The sequence below is a fragment of the Nitrosomonas aestuarii genome (assembly GCF_003046585.1).
GTDB classification, from domain to species: domain Bacteria; phylum Pseudomonadota; class Gammaproteobacteria; order Burkholderiales; family Nitrosomonadaceae; genus Nitrosomonas; species Nitrosomonas aestuarii.
Genome location: NZ_QAAE01000005.1, coordinates 162,131 through 178,480, shown reverse-complemented (window position 1 = coordinate 178,480; position 16,350 = coordinate 162,131). Strand labels below are relative to the sequence as shown.

Annotated in this window: 15 protein-coding genes; 4 read left to right on the top strand and 11 right to left on the bottom strand. The window is 44.3% G+C overall.

Annotated features, from left to right (window positions below; translation table 11 throughout):
- Nucleotides 1–27: 27 nt before the first annotated feature.
- Nucleotides 28–1,038: a glucokinase gene (gene glk / locus C8R11_RS06520; protein ID WP_107794994.1), complete on the bottom strand. Its 1,011-nt coding sequence runs from the start codon at nucleotides 1,036–1,038 to the stop codon at nucleotides 28–30.
- A 301-nt stretch (nucleotides 1,039–1,339) separates the two neighbouring features.
- Here glk and C8R11_RS06515 point away from each other — a divergent pair, with 301 nt between their 5' ends.
- Nucleotides 1,340–1,756 carry a nitrosocyanin gene (locus C8R11_RS06515; protein WP_244907574.1) on the top strand — a complete coding sequence of 139 codons (417 nt, stop codon included), beginning with the start codon at nucleotides 1,340–1,342 and terminating at the stop codon, nucleotides 1,754–1,756.
- 208 nt (nucleotides 1,757–1,964) lie between these two features.
- Here C8R11_RS06515 and C8R11_RS06510 read toward each other — a convergent pair whose 3' ends face one another.
- Entirely contained in the window at nucleotides 1,965–3,080 is a 1,116-nt protein-coding gene (locus C8R11_RS06510) for a tellurite resistance/C4-dicarboxylate transporter family protein (protein WP_107794993.1), read from the bottom strand.
- Nucleotides 3,081–3,290: 210 nt separating this feature from the next.
- Between C8R11_RS06510 and C8R11_RS06505 the strand changes: the two genes are divergently transcribed.
- The 3 genes from C8R11_RS06505 (at nucleotide 3,291) to C8R11_RS06495 (ending at nucleotide 8,284) form a co-directional block, all read left to right on the top strand.
- Nucleotides 3,291–4,262, top strand: a complete 972-nt coding sequence (locus C8R11_RS06505; protein ID WP_181258184.1) for a phosphate/phosphite/phosphonate ABC transporter substrate-binding protein — start codon at nucleotides 3,291–3,293, stop codon at nucleotides 4,260–4,262.
- A 32-nt stretch (nucleotides 4,263–4,294) separates the two neighbouring features.
- A complete protein-coding gene (locus C8R11_RS06500; protein ID WP_244907573.1) occupies nucleotides 4,295–6,640 on the top strand; it encodes a putative bifunctional diguanylate cyclase/phosphodiesterase in 2,346 nt (781 codons plus the stop codon).
- A 522-nt stretch (nucleotides 6,641–7,162) separates the two neighbouring features.
- On the top strand, nucleotides 7,163–8,284 hold the full coding sequence (locus tag C8R11_RS06495; protein ID WP_107794991.1) for a site-2 protease family protein: 1,122 nt from the start codon (nucleotides 7,163–7,165) through the stop codon (nucleotides 8,282–8,284).
- 55 nt (nucleotides 8,285–8,339) lie between these two features.
- On the opposite strand, the gene C8R11_RS06490 is transcribed toward C8R11_RS06495, so the two are convergent.
- From C8R11_RS06490 to atpD, 9 genes are all read right to left on the bottom strand, one after another.
- On the bottom strand, nucleotides 8,340–9,773 hold the full coding sequence (locus tag C8R11_RS06490) for a lipopolysaccharide biosynthesis protein (RefSeq protein WP_107794990.1): 1,434 nt from the start codon (nucleotides 9,771–9,773) through the stop codon (nucleotides 8,340–8,342).
- Between the two features lie 373 nt (nucleotides 9,774–10,146).
- Complete coding sequence (locus C8R11_RS06480) at nucleotides 10,147–11,007, bottom strand: F0F1 ATP synthase subunit gamma (protein WP_107794988.1); 861 nt, start codon at nucleotides 11,005–11,007, stop codon at nucleotides 10,147–10,149.
- A gap of 7 nt (nucleotides 11,008–11,014) precedes the next feature.
- The gene (locus tag C8R11_RS06475; protein WP_107794987.1) at nucleotides 11,015–12,502 is read right to left on the bottom strand and encodes a F0F1 ATP synthase subunit alpha; all 1,488 of its coding nucleotides are present in this window, start codon (nucleotides 12,500–12,502) and stop codon (nucleotides 11,015–11,017) included.
- The gene (locus C8R11_RS06470) at nucleotides 12,492–13,241 is read right to left on the bottom strand and encodes a F0F1 ATP synthase subunit delta (protein WP_107794986.1); all 750 of its coding nucleotides are present in this window, start codon (nucleotides 13,239–13,241) and stop codon (nucleotides 12,492–12,494) included. The genes C8R11_RS06475 and C8R11_RS06470 overlap by 11 nt, the downstream gene beginning before the upstream one ends.
- A gap of 8 nt (nucleotides 13,242–13,249) precedes the next feature.
- The gene (locus C8R11_RS06465; RefSeq protein ID WP_107794985.1) at nucleotides 13,250–13,522 is read right to left on the bottom strand and encodes a F0F1 ATP synthase subunit C; all 273 of its coding nucleotides are present in this window, start codon (nucleotides 13,520–13,522) and stop codon (nucleotides 13,250–13,252) included.
- A complete protein-coding gene (locus C8R11_RS06460; RefSeq protein ID WP_107794984.1) occupies nucleotides 13,519–14,193 on the bottom strand; it encodes a F0F1 ATP synthase subunit A in 675 nt (224 codons plus the stop codon). The genes C8R11_RS06465 and C8R11_RS06460 overlap by 4 nt, the downstream gene beginning before the upstream one ends.
- Nucleotides 14,193–14,465, bottom strand: a complete 273-nt coding sequence (locus C8R11_RS06455) for an AtpZ/AtpI family protein (protein ID WP_107794983.1) — start codon at nucleotides 14,463–14,465, stop codon at nucleotides 14,193–14,195. Before C8R11_RS06455 ends, C8R11_RS06460 begins: the two co-directional genes overlap by 1 nt.
- Nucleotides 14,466–14,490: 25 nt before the next feature.
- A complete protein-coding gene (locus C8R11_RS06450) occupies nucleotides 14,491–14,898 on the bottom strand; it encodes a F0F1 ATP synthase subunit delta/epsilon (protein WP_107794982.1) in 408 nt (135 codons plus the stop codon).
- Entirely contained in the window at nucleotides 14,895–16,292 is a 1,398-nt protein-coding gene (atpD, locus tag C8R11_RS06445; RefSeq protein WP_244907572.1) for a F0F1 ATP synthase subunit beta, read from the bottom strand. The genes C8R11_RS06450 and atpD overlap by 4 nt, the downstream gene beginning before the upstream one ends.
- Nucleotides 16,293–16,350: the final 58 nt, after the last annotated feature.

Genomic DNA, 16,350 nt, shown 5'->3' with positions numbered 1-16,350 from the left:
TGATTAACGTCCTTAATTTTATAAACCTCAAGTCTGTACGTGCAATAAATCCTGCGCTTTTCTTTTGGCACCCAGTAGGCTGACTGATGGATTTGTAATCACCTGCACCGGGATGTCGTGCATTAGTTTGGAGAATCGCCCTTTATTACAAAATGCACGCATAAAGCCTCCGGCGCGAAGAATGTGAATAATTCTGGGAGCAATGCCGCCGGCAATATATACACCATTTCGACATAGTCCGGTAAGCGCCAGATTGCCAGCATAGGCGCCATAGATTTCAGCAAACAACTCCAGAGACCGCACCGCGACTGGATGATTTTGTTCGATTGCAAGTGCTGTTACAGTTGCACCACTGTCTTCTTCGTCCAGATGACTGGGCGCAGGACTTGAGAACTCAGTTGAAGTAGTTTGCAGAAAATTAAATATATGGGTTAAACCGGCACCGGATAACAGGCGTTCAACTGAAACATGCGGGAATTTTTTTTGCAGTGTTTCTAACAACCGTATCTGCAAAGCACTTGTGGGTGCAAAATCGACATGACCCGCTTCTGTTGATATAGGCTGATAGCTGTCTTTTTGCCATGCAAGCCAAGCCACACCCATTCCAGTACCCGCGCCGAGTATAACGCGCATGGCATGCGCCTGTTCTCGACCCTGTTGTAAGGAGGCCAGATCACTGGGCGTCAGTATTTCTACGGCCAGAGCAGCTGCTTCAAAATCATTCAGCAGCTTGACGTGAGGAATTAGAAAAGTCTGTGCGATCTGAGCGGCACTCATTTGCCAGGGCAAATTGGTTAACTGTGCCTGTTGTGCAACCACAGGGCCTGCCACGGCAAAACAGGCTGTTATCGGTTTGCAGTGGATTCCGGTTGCGCTGATTCTATCCAGGAAATCTGTGAGGATATCAGCGAAATCGCTGTATTCACTACTACGATACCGATGAGCCCCCTGTTCGTGAACGGTGCCATTTTTGAGTTCAGCTATCTGCAACAGGGTTTTAGTGCCGCCAATGTCGCCATAGATCAGTTGTTTATTCACGTTTTTTAATTCCTGAAGTCTGAGCCTCAATAGTATGCCAAAGGCAAATTAACACAAAAAAAAGGAATCCTGCATCAAAGATCGTAATCGGCGCTTCTTGCTGCTCACGGCAAAATATGGAGAATTGTTGGTACAAATACATCAAATTGAAATACAGCTGCGTTACAATTCAGGCAACGTGCAAGTTATCAATCGGCAAGTTGTTTCATATTGTCCGGGGGTGCTGCCGTTAAATTGTAGCATCACAAGAGCAAGGTGAATGCTATTTTATAAATCTTAAATTTGAATGGAGGAAATTCGAATGATGAAATTAACTCAAATGTTATGTATGAGTTTGGTATTTGCGTTATTGTTGGCCGCAGGTACCGCGCAAGCTGCTGAAAGAAGTTTTAAGGTCATTATGAACGCTTATGACACTACCATCCCTGAACTCAATGTCGAAGGTGTTACCGTTAAGAATATACGTGCTTTTAATGTACTTAACGAACCTGAAGCATTGGCTGTCCATAAAGGAGCCAAGGTAAAAATTACCGTAGAAAACAAATCGCCGATCAGCGAAGGTTTCTCTATTGACGAATATGGCATCCAGGAGGTAATCAAAGCAGGTGAAACCAAAACCATCGCTTTTACAGCAGATAAAGCAGGTGCTTTCACTATCTGGTGTCAGCTGCACCCCAAAAATATCCATTTGCCGGGAACGCTGAACGTTATAGAATAACGGCTTCCAGGTATCTTTGCGGTAACATTAAACGTAGCCGCAGATTCCACTAGTACGTTTTTTGGATGGCCGGTTGAATCCGGCCATTTTAATTTACAGTGTTTTTAATACGCGATTCGGCACTGGTCTTCCATTGCATGTTTGCCTACTCAAAATTATTAAATGTGAGCGCATGGCATAAGTACAACGTGCTTTTTATCTGTACCTGCTAGTTTTGTATGGTTTCATAATAGATCATTTTATAGATAATACAACGTAGCATGCCAGTACATGTCAGTGACCAAATCAGTAACGCAAACCAGCACCAGTATCGGGAAATAATCGCCAAAGCATCCAAGTCTGCGGCGCTTGCGAGGAGAAGTGTGCTGACAGTATACATCCCCATGGGAAAGACCCTGCTCCATGATGAAAGTTCATAGGCGTGATATTGCGTACCAAACGCCAACCTTGCCCATGGGAAAATTTTTATCCATATGGGCGCTGAAGTTGTGATGTTCACATGGGTGAATTTTCGGATATCCATGAACAGTAGATAGGGAATCCACGATGTTCCAATGATCCATGCAATCATAGTTATCCCAAAAACGGTCTTTTGGTTGCCTTCCCATGTTGGCATGCCAGGTATGCGAGCGATGAACTCGCAACCGGCCAGAGTGATAATCGCTGTTGCTCCCATACAGATCCAGTAAGGCGCGCTCCAATCTCTAATTTCAAATCGTACGAAAAATAGACGATAGATCAATGGCGTTATGATAATGAAATAAAGAACGAAGCCCAGTGCCCAGAATCCGGCCATGACAGAATAAAGAAAATCGACCTGTAAATGAACCGTATCCAGAAGACGAACGCCCAGTAAAGATATCGAAACAGTGCTGACGGCAAGTAGCAAGGTTGTGCCGTTTACGGTTTCATGAAAAATGATTTTTTTCTGAATGAAATTGAAACAGATAAAATAGACGCATATGAGCCATCCGGTCAAAGCGACTACCCATAATAAAGCTGCCAGCGCCGTCATTTGAAAAAAAATAATCAACTGTATTCCGACGGTATTAGTTCCAACTACGAACGTCAGAAAAAGAAATACGCGTTGGAAGTTTTTAAGGTCGGCCACCAAGTTAGGTAGAAAAAACATTATCCGCGTAGCCAGGATAATACATAGTATCAGATATAGCACTCCATTAAGCGTGCATAACACCCTTGCTATACCGGGAAAATTCATCATTTCAAAGGCAATCGACATGATGCCAGTGGCCATTACCATGGCAAAATTTGCCGGACAAAAATCCCTAATGCTGTTTTTGAGGATGACGTGGTATTTGTTCATTTCAGAGCTAACAGAAAGGTATTGAAGCAGGAAATTACAGCCTGATGCCAGTACTTCATCAACATAGTAATGATGATGGAGTGGCCAGGTAATGCCAAATATTTGAGCACTTCACGGCCCTCAAGATTGTGCTGGTCGGCGCATTTCTGTTTATCAATTTTTATTTATTCTGTTATCCTCATCAAGAATAGAGTTATTATTGTGCCGGATATGAAAAAGAAAGCCATTGATTTCGCCGCAGTTTATCGACCGATTCATGCAGCCGGCTTGATGAAAAAAATGCAATTGACTGGCAGATGGAATGTTGACCGGTTTCGCAGGGTAGTCTTAGGTGTTTTGTTTTGCTGGATTGCTATGCTGACAGCAGCTTATGCTGATACGGTGCAAAACGGCATGCCAGCACATCAAATCTTAAAGCTTGGCGTTCTTCCTGATAGTTCTCCTGAAATGATTAAGCAACGATTTAGTCCATTGATGCGCTATCTCGAACGTAAAGCAGGTATACGCATTGAGTTGCTGATCCCAACTGACTATCGGGAACTGGTGCGCCAATTTACAACAAAAAAAATCGATATGGCATTTTTCGGTGGCTATACTTTTGTCATGACACAACGCGAGACTAAAGCTGTGCCACTGATTATGCGTGATATTGATCTTAACTTTAGCACAGTATTCTTAACGCATCCTAACAATACCAAGCAAAAAATTGAAGACTTTAAAGGGGAACGATTCAGCTTTGGTGACGCGTTGTCAACTTCTGGCCATGTCATGCCACGTTATTTTCTTCACAACCGTAATATCAGACCTGAAAAATTTTTTAGCGAGGTGCGCTATTCCGGTGGCCATGATACAACCGCTTTTTGGGTGCGTGACAATCAGGTTGATTTAGGTGCAGCAAATAGTGACATTATAAAAAACATGATCAAGGATGGCCTCCTGAATAAAAACGACGTGCGTATCCTTTGGGAAACACCGGTCTATACCAATTATGTATTTGCTATTCAGCCGGACTTTGATAAAGAACTGCGCGGCCGCCTTCTTGACAGTTTTCTCGCACTTACTCCCAGAGTCCAGGCGCATCAGGAAATTCTAACCGCATTGGGGACCAGCGGCTTTCTCCCGGCTAACAATGAAGATTTCGAGATTTTACGTAAAGCTGTGAAAATTATGGCGCCGCAGTGAAATCGCTTTTAAATAAATCGATGACGCATAAAATGTCCATTTTAAATCGGGTCTATGTATTAAACGGATTATTGATTATATCTGTTGCTCTATTCGCAGTTATCTTGGTAAAACACATGTGGGCGCAACAAAGTCTTTATGACAAAATAAATTACCTTCACTTACCCACAATTTCTTATACGGACAAATTGATAGCGACGCTTCAAAAAATCAGATATACCATCAAGTACAACACGATTAATAGTGAGGCGATCGTTGGCATTTATGATAACGCTGTTTATTCGATTGAAAGCTACATCAGTGTTATTAACGATGTGGCATATCAGTTTTCGGATACAGCAGATACAGCGACAGAACATACGCTGCTACGATTACAAGAGGAAATTGCTTTATTAGAAGCAGCGCTTCTAAATGATACCGATTTAGACAATATAGTTCAGTATGAATACTTGTCAACATTAGTTCTTTCAACACTTGTCCGCGCGGAACAGTTGAATCGTCTGCATAAAAATGCAAATGAAAATCTGCACGACCAACTTGTCGATGATGACAAAGAACATGTCGACTTATTGATTAAACTGACATTTTTTATTTTGCTATTTGGTGGGGTTTTGATCCTTCCACTGCTGGGAAGTATTCGTGACATGGTGGGATCTCTACAAAATTCCGAACAACGACAACGGAAATTGAAAGAATCAGCAGAACTCGAGCGAAGCCGAATGCGTGCACTGCTTTCGGCGATGAGTATCGGTGTTCTATTTGAAGATAAAAAGAAACGCATTGCCTTTGCAAATCCTGCTTTTATTCAACTATGGGCAATTGATACCAATAAGCCTTTGATCGGGCTGAATGTTGATGATCTGTTAAAACAATTTCTGCATCGTTTCGTTTGTCTGGAACAATGTTCGCAACATGTTCTTCAAGTGATTGATAGGTATGAAGTGAGTGAGCGTTTCGAGATTGATTTTGATGATGGACGTACGTTAACGCAGTTTTCGTTTCCGGTATTAGACACAGATGAGAGTTTATTGGGGCGGCTGTGGATGTACGAAGATATAACCCATGAACGTAAAACAGCGCAGCAACTGCTTTACCTCGCAGAGCATGACCCTGTTACCGGATTATATAATCGTCATCGATTCCAGAAACAACTTACATTTATGATTAATGCCTACCAGCGTAATAGTAATAGATTTGCCTTACTTTATTTTGATCTGGATGAGTTTAAATTTATCAACGACACTTTTGGGCATGGCGTGGGTGACAGTGTGTTATTGCGTACTGCTAACGAAATCAGTGTCCTGGTGCGTGGGATTGAAATGTTTGCGCGTGTGGGTGGTGATGAATTTGCCTTGATTGCCGCACTGGGACAAAGCGATGATGTCAGTGCTTTGCCGGTACGCATTATAAGCAAAATTGCATCAATCCCTTTTCGGTTTCGCAATACTAATTTACGTTTAACCGCCAGCGTGGGCGTGGCAATTTTTCCGGAACATGGAAATACTGTTGAAGATTTGATTGCTCACGCAGATACGGCGATGTATCAAGCAAAAAATCATGGTAAAAATACTTGGTCAATTTATGATCCTGGGCGTAGCAACTCAGTGCAGATGGTTAATCGCATGAACTGGAGTCGTCGAATTGGTCAAGCGTTAGAAGGTGGCCACTTCGAATTGCACTTTCAGGGTGTTCACCATATAGACACGCGTAAACTCAGCCATTTTGAGGTTCTAATACGCATGCGTGATACCGTCGATCCTGAAAATTTAATTATGCCGGGTGCTTTTATACCGTTTGCTGAAAAAAATGCACAGATTGTTGAAATTGATCGTTGGGTGCTTGATCATAGTATTGCGTTACTGGCTTTGTATCCTGAACTACCCACGCTTGCAGTCAATATTTCCGGACGCTCTTTTGATGAACCGTCATTGCCAGATTATATTAGTGGAAAATTAAACCATTACGGCGTTATTCCAACGCGGCTGATTATTGAATTAACTGAAACTGAGACTGTTTCCGACCTGCATGATGCGCAACGATTCATCGAAGCCATTAACCAGGCGGGGTGTAGAATATGTTTGGATGATTTTGGAAGTGGGTTCTCGACTTTTACGTATTTAAAATACCTGAACGTCGAAATTCTAAAAATCGATGGTGAGTTTATTCGGGATTTGCCGAATAATCATGAAAATCAGATTTTTGTAAAAGCGATGGTAAACATTGCCCAAGGTCTGGAAAAATTGCTGGTCGCTGAATTTGTTGAAGATGCTGAAACACTTCAGCTACTGCAAGATTTTGGCGTGCAATTTGCACAAGGCTATTATCTGGATCGCCCGGTAGGTCAGGAAGATATGCTGCAACAACAAGGTATTACTTGAATCCGAATATCAACAGGCCGTTGAAAAAAATTTTTCGAGGCAGGTAATACAAGGTAAAAACAGTCGGTAAAGCTGCTACAAGCAGTTTTTGGATGGCTGGAAGCCGGTCCAAAGGGCGAGGTAAATAATGTGCCGAGTAAAAAGCTGGGTTATGCATAACAAATAAGCATTCTGAGTCTGTATTTGGCGCCGCAGTGTCAACGCAGACAGTTTTTCAACAGCGTGTTAGCGTTCATTTGTTTTTACAAGTTACAAATTTCACAAATTTTGTAATTTACAGAGTTGAGACGACCGCAAATGCATCGAAAGAGAAATTCGCCCCAGATAAAAATGGGGAGTATCATTATCTTTGACACATACGCATCACTTGAGTGCTGAAGCCTAAAAAACTCAGTTGGCCGTTATGGAGAGGAGTAACACAATGAATAAAAACCAATATTTTGGTTGCACGTCTTTGTTGGATTCTGTCAGGATAAAACAACAGCGCACGCTAATCAACATTCAATTGAGGACTTAGGTTAAATGCTTGAATCGTCATTGCGTATCGGTGCAATTGCAGGTATTCGCATCGGTGTGCATTACACGTGGTTTATCGTCTTTTTGCTGCTTAGCAGCGTGCTTGCAGCCTATTTCAGAGAAACACATCCCGAATGGAGCGGGGTAGCGGTGGTACTGACTGCTTTGGTAACTACATTGATGTACTTTGTCAGTATCGTCTTGCATGAACTGGGACATAGTCTGGTAGCGATTGCGCGGGGTGTTCAGGTACGCGCTATTACGTTGTTTATTTTTGGCGGTATTGCACAAACTGAAAAAGATGCCGATACTGCGGCAACCGAATTTTATATTGCGATTGCAGGGCCTCTGGTAAGTTTTTTACTGGCTGGCCTGTTTTATCTTCTCAAACTCGGGTTTGTGTCATACAGTACAATCGCCACAGAAGCTTTTAACTGGTTGGCCACGATTAATTTGGTATTGGCTGTTTTTAATTTGATACCCGGCTTTCCACTTGATGGTGGGCGTGTTTTTCGTGCGCTGGTATGGCGGTTTACGGGAGACGCTGCAAAGGGCATGCAGTGGGCTGTATTGGGCGGTAAGCTGGTCGCTTATGGTCTGATGCTTATAGGTGCACTGGTTGGTCTGCAGCCTGGCATGTTGTTCAATGGCATCTGGCTGATAGGAATAGGCTGGTTTCTGTTTGCCGCTGCCGAAGGCAGTCGGCGTGCCTATTTCTCGTCGCAACTGGCAGCACATGTGCTTGTCGGCGATGTCATGCAAAAACAGGTGCCGACGATAACGGCAGACATGAGCATCCTGCATTGGATTGATACGCAGATGCTGTTGACCGGTCAGCGCTTCGCGCTGGTTACTGAAGGTGGCCAGATCGTTGGTCTGATAACACTAAATGACGCAATACAGTGTCCACGTGCACAGTGGGCAGATACTCCGGTGTGCGAGGTCATGACTACATTTGAGCGTCTATATACGGTTAAGCCTGCCAACAGCGTACTCGAAGTAATGGAAATCATGCGGGAGCAGAATATTAATCAAGTTCCCGTGATGGATGAAGCGGCAGTTATCGGTTGGATTGATCGTGAACACTTACTGAAGATTCTTCAACTGCATTCGGCCATCGGACGTTGATTCAGTGTGTTCGAACAGACCATATGCCGTGCGGGTTTTGCGGCACTTATCTTTCTCAGCCTTTAAGTGTATGGTATGTCTTGAGAAGATCATTTTTGAAAAAAAGCATCATAACCGATGAATAGGCGATGACACCGATACCGATCAGTTGCACCAAGTGCAGTATTTCTCCCGATGAGCCGAAGGCAAATTGATTCAGGTAAATAACGGATAAATACATAAAAACACTTGCAATGACAGGTCCCGTCATGGTCTTCAGGCAATCGGTTACCTTGATGTCTATGAGCGGGCATGCTCTCGCCAGGAAAATAAAGTAGATTATTGGAAAAACGAGTACCCAACTCAAACTTAATCCCACCAGGCCCCAATGCGCACCTGTCACAAAGGCGATGGGCATAATTGTGGCGGCTATCACCAAATTGGTTGCACTCACTTTCGGCTTGCCTATTCCCCATAAAAGCGGAGTTATGATGTTGCCGAGTGCTCTAAACGGCATGACCAGTGCCAGAATCTGTAACGGTAAAATAACAAGCTCCCATTTATCTCCAAGTAAAATGATCGTCATTTCGGGTGCGACGCACGAAATACCAAAAAACACCGGAAACGTAATGACGCAGGCCACCTGGTTCGCCTGTAAGAAATATGTGCCGGTCTTGTCGGTAATTTGTTTTGCTTTTGAAAATGCTGGAAAGGCAATGGACTGGATAAGCCCCGCAAGCTTCTGAATCGGCAGCGATGCCAGATGCGATGCAACGGAAAAATAACCCAGCAAGTCGGCACCCATCATCCGGCCGCAGATGAATTTGTCAGATTCCGTATATATTCTTAACAGACCCCTTTCAAGCGAAACAAAGCCACCGAAAAAAAAGTGTTGTTTCAAACCGGTGAAGGTAAAATCGGGTTTGCACCAACTGGGCGCGATAAAATTAAGACCAATGGTTTTTGTCGTGTGTAAAATAAGCGTCCCATACACCAAAGACCATACTCCAAATCCATGATATGCAAATGCCAGCACTGACAGGCCGGTGAATACTGTAGTGATGAATTCGACAATGGATCGATGTTTGAATGCAATTTCTCTATCCAGATTTGCTAAAGGAAGTATCAGGAAAATATCAATTAAAAAAGAAAGAGAGAGGACTCTGATAATGGCGATCAGTTGTTGCTCGTCAAAAAAACTTGCGATAAACGGTGCTGAAAAAAACAATCCGAAATAAAAAAACAAATTGACCAATATTGCAACACCAAAAATACGCGCACGCTCTGTCTCTGTCAGGTCTTTTTTCTGAACCAATGATGTATCCAGACCAAGTGTGTTCAGTGCCATTAAAAACGCAACGAATATGGTAGCCATGGCTAAAATGCCATAATCCTCCGGATTCAATAGCCGGATCACAATAATAGTTACCACCCAGTTGAATAGCTGGGCTGCAAAACGGGCGCTGATGGTCCAGCGCAGCCCTGAAAGTACTTTTGCTTTTATGTCCACAATAAAAAAATCAAAAAAGTAAGTAGGTGTTGGTATTCGACATGGTTTCCGTCTGTATTTAGCTGGAAACTAGAAACTGCTGAAGTTCATCGTTTCGACTTACAAAAAATGCTAGAAACATGCAATTAATTAGCAGGTCGTTAAAAAACATTTTCGAGGCAGCCGATGCAAGGTAAAAACAGGCTCAAAATGCTCATTTATTATGTAAAACGCTGCATCGACAACGCGGATAGTTTTCCAACGGCTTGTTGGGCGGTTCGTTTGATTAAAAGCGAGCCAGTATACTATTTTTTTGTGCCACTTGTTTTGCTTAAAAGAACCGATTATCGGCGTCTGATTTTGTATCCATATAAATGAGCGGACAATAAGCAATTTATAAACGAAAAAATGATTCTTCACTATTTGACAGAGCTTCCGCACTCAAAAGAATGATTTCAATTTCTTCAATTATTTCTTCCTGGCGTACTCTGTTGTAGTGCAGACGTAATTGCGCATCATTTTTTTCCAAACGATGAATGGCGTTTTCCATATGTTCTAACCGCATGTGATTTTCCACCATTAAAGACGTATAGAAAACTTCATGTAACGCAGCATAAAGATATTGGTCGGTCAATTGCGTCAGAAACTGTGCAGGTTCCAGATTCAGTAGGGGAGGATAAGCAAAGTTTGATTTTATATCGGGTATTGCCAGTGGTAACAGCTGTCTCAGTCTTACAGTTCTTTTTTCATAATCGTGATAAATTGCGCAGATGCGCCCAATTTGTTCGAGTTTTAACTGCTGCCGCAGCTGATTGAGTGCCTCGGTCAGATGTATCAATGTAACATGAATTTCTTCAGCAACACTATGACCGGTAATATAAGCTACGACTCGCTGATCATCCTGAAGTTTGGTATGCAATTTGTTTCCAATAACCAGCAATAGCATATTAGTTTGTGTCGCTTGGGTCTGTACAAACTGCAATAGCGCTTTATTAAAGTCACCACAAAAACCACGCTCAGAACCGATCACAATCCAGAGTTGCTGTAAATGCGTTGATTCTGCCTGAAGATTGGAATAGAAACTCAGAAAATCCTGCGATGCTGCTTCAATACTGTTAACAACACGTTGCTGTGTGGATAAGAAAACATCCAGCTTGCGTATTTCCAGTAACGCTAGATTCTTCATTGCGCCCATAATGTTTTTAATTTCACCCAAGGTAGTCAGGCGGTCTTTCAGTTCGCGGCGCTTACTCATTTCAAATTCATTTTAACCAAGTGCGCACTAACATCTTCCATTGATCACGGCTTTCATCAATATGGATACTCGCATTTTTAACCTGTTCTTGCAGATGCGTTAAAGAAGCTTTGACTTGCTCGGGTTCCAGGTTATCCAGCAGTTGTTCATTATAAGCCAGCAACCAGGCCATTTGAAATTCGACAGACAAAGGTGTAAGTAAATCCTGCTTGAGTATCTCACGTAACAGTTGACCACGTCTGATGCGCGCTTCCATGCTGGCTTCCAGTCGCGAGCCAAAACGGGTAAACACTTCCAATTCTAAAAACTGCAGATAGTCCAGTTTCATCCGCCCCGCTTCTTTTTTGATGGCAGGGTGCTGTGCATTACCGCCGATGCGTGATACCGAGCGCGTAACATCGATAGCGGGCAAAAAACCACGGGCAAATAGCTGACGGTCAAAATAAATTTGACCATCGGTAATTGAAATTAAATTAGTAGGAATGTAAGCGGCAATTTCGCCCTGTTCCGTTTCTATGATTGGCAATGCTGTCATGCTGCCGCCGCCCTCTTTTGCTGACAGACGTGTAGACCGCTCGAGCAAGCGCGAGTGCAGAAAAAAAATATCTCCCGGGTAAGCTTCCCGGCCTGGCGGTTTGCGTAATAATAATGAAAGTTCACGATAACTGCGCGCGTGCGTGCTTAAATCGTCATAAACAATGAGCGTGTCGTGCCCTGCAGCCATCCAGGCTTCCGCTACTGCGCAGCCTGCAAATGGAGCCAGATATTTCATGCCCGGCATGGCGGTAGCTTCTGCCACTACCACGACCGTATAGGTCATTGCTTCGTTACGGCGCAGTGTTTCAATGGTATTCACTACCGTGGAGCGTTTTTGTCCAATCAATACATAAATACAATAAACATCCTTGGCATGTTGATTGATAACGGTATCAATAGCCAGGGTACTCTTGCCGCTGCCGTTATCTCCAATAATCAATTGCCGTTGACCTTTACCGATAGGAATCATGGTGTCGATCATTTTGTTGCCGGTGTACATGGGTTGTGCAACAAAATCACGTGCGATAATCGGCGGTGAACGCACGTCCAGTAAACGACTGGCGCTGAATGAAATGGCTCCGGTTCCATCAAGCGGAATCCCTAATGGATCAATCACGCGCCCCAGCAAGGCATTACCCACACCAATACTGAGCCGTTTTCCCGTAAGAAAGACCTGCGTGCCGGCAATGAGTTGACTGGTCTGGTGCAATATTATTGCCCCCAACCGATCATGTGCCAAATGAAATACCAGTGCATTGCTGCCATCTTCCAGTTGTACCACCTCATCCATGCGGGCGGAAGGTAATCCGGTAATCCAGGCGATACCGTCACCAACTGAGATGACAGTGCCCTGCTCAGATAAACGCAAACCATACTGGTATTGCGACAACCAGGTTGCTTGCCTGGCGAGTGGCGAGTCGGTCTGAGCATTGGCAGAGATGGCTGCGTCATCCGGCATGTCGCAATGCTCCGCTAAAGAATTTTAATTCATCGCGTAAATTGGCATGTAAGATCCACGGGCCAATGTCTATCTGAAATCCAGAAATCAGTTCCGGGTTTATATGAAATTCAATCGGCAATGCTCGATCAGTCATCTTGAAAAGTAATCGGGTTAATTCGTTGCGTTTCTGTTCATCCAGCGAAAAAGCGCTTTGTACTTTTATATGTAATCCTGGTTCAGACATCGCTTCAGTGACAATATGTCTGTTTTGTTCGTGTAAGCCTTGCAAATCTTCCAGTAGTAATACGTATAGTCTGTCCTCCAGTTCCGGGGAGGCGAGTCTGGTCAGCAATTTGCTGGAAAATTGTGCGCCTTGCGCTATGCCCTGTTCCTCTATTAAACGTTGAAAGTCAGCCTGGCGCCGCTCGTCCAGAACACGGCGACGCTGTGCTTCCTCGGTGATTTTAACCTCAAGTTCAGCCAGCTTGCTTTCTCGTAAAGCCGCTAATTCTGCATTTAACTGTGCCTGTTCATTTTCTTTCTTGACTTCCCACTCGGCTAGATACTGTTCATTCCGGTGCTTGAGTTCATTGGCTTCTGCTTCGATACGCTGTGCATCTGCCAGTTTTTTTTCGATATCTTCACGGCGTCTGGTAATGGCGTTCAGGACGGGTTGGTACAAGAATCTCTTCAGTATCCATATTAGAATCAGGAAGTTAATGATTTCCAGTATGAACGTGGTCCAGTCAAAATCCATGTTTCCTGTCAGCTCCCGGTAACGAGATATTCTAGTAATGGGTTGCGAAACAAGATAATCAGTACAATCACCAGCACATAAATAGCCAGTGATTCAATCATGGCCAAACCGATAAATAAAGTACGCATGACCGATTTTTCCGCTTCCGGTTGGCGCGCAAGCGCATCCAGTGCCTGACTGATTGCGCGACCCATTGCCAGTGCAGGGAACATCATGCCAATGGCAACAGCAAGCGCTGCACCTAAGGTAGAAAGAATCGTAAACCAGGTCATGTCGCTCATAAATCTTTTCCTTTTTCATGCTGTTGTGATTGCATGGCGCCCGCAACGTAAACCAGCGCCAGCATTCCAAAAATATAAGCCTGTACCAGTGCTTCGACAATATGCAGCATTAACAATGGCACCGGCACCAATAAACCCGCCACCAACAAAACCAGCAATGCCACGAGTTCCAGACTCATAATATTGCCAAACAAACGTACTGCCAGTGCAATCGTACGCGTTATCTCACTGATTAAGTGAAATGGCAACAATAAAGGTGTGGGGCTCAGGTAGTGCTTGAAATATTGGCGAATGCCATCATTACGAATACCAAACCAATGCACCGAGATAAACACTAATACCGCCAATCCGGCTGTTACCGATAAATTTCCAGTTGGGGAATGTAACTGCGGGATCAGGCCGGTTAGGTTGGCAGTGACGATGTATATCCATAACGTTGCGATGAATGGCAGTAATTGTTGTGCACGATCTGGCAGAACACTCTGTATGCTGGTTTCCATTGTCGACACCACGCCTTCCAACATCGTCTGTAACGGCCCCGGGATGAGTGACAGATTTCTTGTTGCAAACCAACACAACACACCCAGTAGCAGCATAATTCCCCAGGTGGTTACCACAATTGAGGTAATTCCAAACGGCCCGACATAAAATACTATCGATGGCGTTTCCATCAATGATGCTCCCGTACATACAGGTAGACATTTATCATGCCAACAACAAGGCCGACAAATATTAATCCTATTGTCCAGTGGATAGAATAACTTTCTGCCTTATCATCCAGCCAAATACCCAGATAGGCTCCTACAATGACGGGCAAAACGAACAGCAAGGACAGCGTCCCCATAAATACCGATTGTGCCAACAATGTAGGACGCTCTTTTTCAGCACGTTGCATTCGTTTAATCTGCTTCTCTACAGACTTGCGCAGCTGCTTATCATTCATTCAGGCCTCCGTCGCGGTTTATCCATTATAAATGAGTGCCACTGCGTTCCATTTGCCATAAGCGGCGAAACATTTCCTGCTCTAACTGGCACAAGCTATCTTGTAATTTCTTGAGTTCTGTTTCTTCGGCAAGTAATTGCTCCAACAAGCCTGCGCTGATACGCTGGTAGTCAGTATCGCTGAGGAAACGACGTGAACTGATATACAGATGGTTATCTAAGAAATAGAGTATGCCTCCGGGAAAAGCCAGGTAGTACCAACTGTTATCGTGTAACTGATAGCGTGCCAGACCGTAATTCAGCGCCGTCATAAAACGGGCATGACCAGCGAGAATGCCAAAACTGCCCGATGGGTCTGCTCCGACAAAACTGGTCACATTTGTCACGGGGGTATATTGTGTAGCACTCTGAATGTGCAAAATAAATGTTTTCATGACATTTCCTGCATGGAGCCGCGCATATAGCACTTCTCTTCTGGGACAGAGTCATAATCACCGTGTAAAAAAGCGTCGCAATCGGTCAATGTTTGCTCGAGCTTGACTGAGACGCCCTTAATGCCACTATGTGAGTCCATTACATGAAATGGTTGCGTAAGATACCGCTGCAACTTACGCGCACGCATAACGATCTGCTGATCTTTTTCTGATAACGCTTCCAGTCCCAGCATGGCAATAATATCCTCCAGTTCCCGATAACGCGCAAGATGCTCACGTACATTTTCAGCTACATAATAGTGGCGATCGCCTAAAAATGTACGGTCCATCATTTTGCTCGAAGATTGTAACGGATCAACTGTCGGATAAAAACCTTTAGCTGCCTGGCTGCGGGACAGGACCACGGTCGTATCCAGGTGTGCCAGAATCGTGCTGACTGCAGGATCTGTCATGTCGTCAGCCGGCACATAGATTGCTTCGACAGCAGTGATATCACCACTATGGGTGGAAATGATGCGTTCCTGCAATTCGGCAACTTCACTCATTAGCGTGGGTTGATATCCTAAAGTAGCCGGCATCCGTCCAAGCAGACCAGAAATTTCGCTACCCGCCTGAACAAAGCGAAACACATTGTCCATCAGCAATAAAACTTCCTTGCCAAGAGTGTCGCGTAGATATTCAGCATAAGTCAAGGCTGACAGGCCTACACGGAATCGTACGCCTGGTGATTCATCCATCTGTCCAAACAACATCAGTGTCTGTGGCATGACACCGGCGTCTCGCATCTCATGCCATAATTCATGTCCTTCACGAATACGTTCCCCAACTCCGGCAAAAACCGAAACACCCTGATGCAGACTGACAACCGCATGCATAAATTCCATGATCAGCACCGTTTTACCCACTCCGGCGCCACCAAACAGCCCTGTTTTTCCGCCTTTGATAAATGGACATAACAAATCAATGACCTTGATTCCTGACTCAAGAATACCTGTGGCAGGTACTGTCTCAGCCAATGATGCAGGCGGTGCTATAATGTTACGCATTTTCATTGTTTGCAGCGGCGGGCCGCCGTCGAGTGGTGCGCCAAACATGTCAAGTACACGGCTCAGACAATCCGGTGAAACGGGGATGCGCAGCGGCCCGTTACTATCAAACACTTTCAAGCCCCGCTGAAGCCCGCCAGTGGGGTGCAGGGCGATTGCGCGCGTGCGACGCGCATCAAGGTGTCGGTGAACTTCAAATAGATAGTTTTGATGATCAGAAACAGAATACAATGCCTGATGCAATGGTGGCAAACGATCACAAATTACATCCACGACCGGCCCGTGAATTTCCTCAATGACTCCAATCGGGTCACTTGTGAATCGCATAGCTTCTACCATTTGTTCCATGATGTTGCGTTCCTGGATTTCTTGTATGGATAACTGTCGTTATACACTAAATTAATCG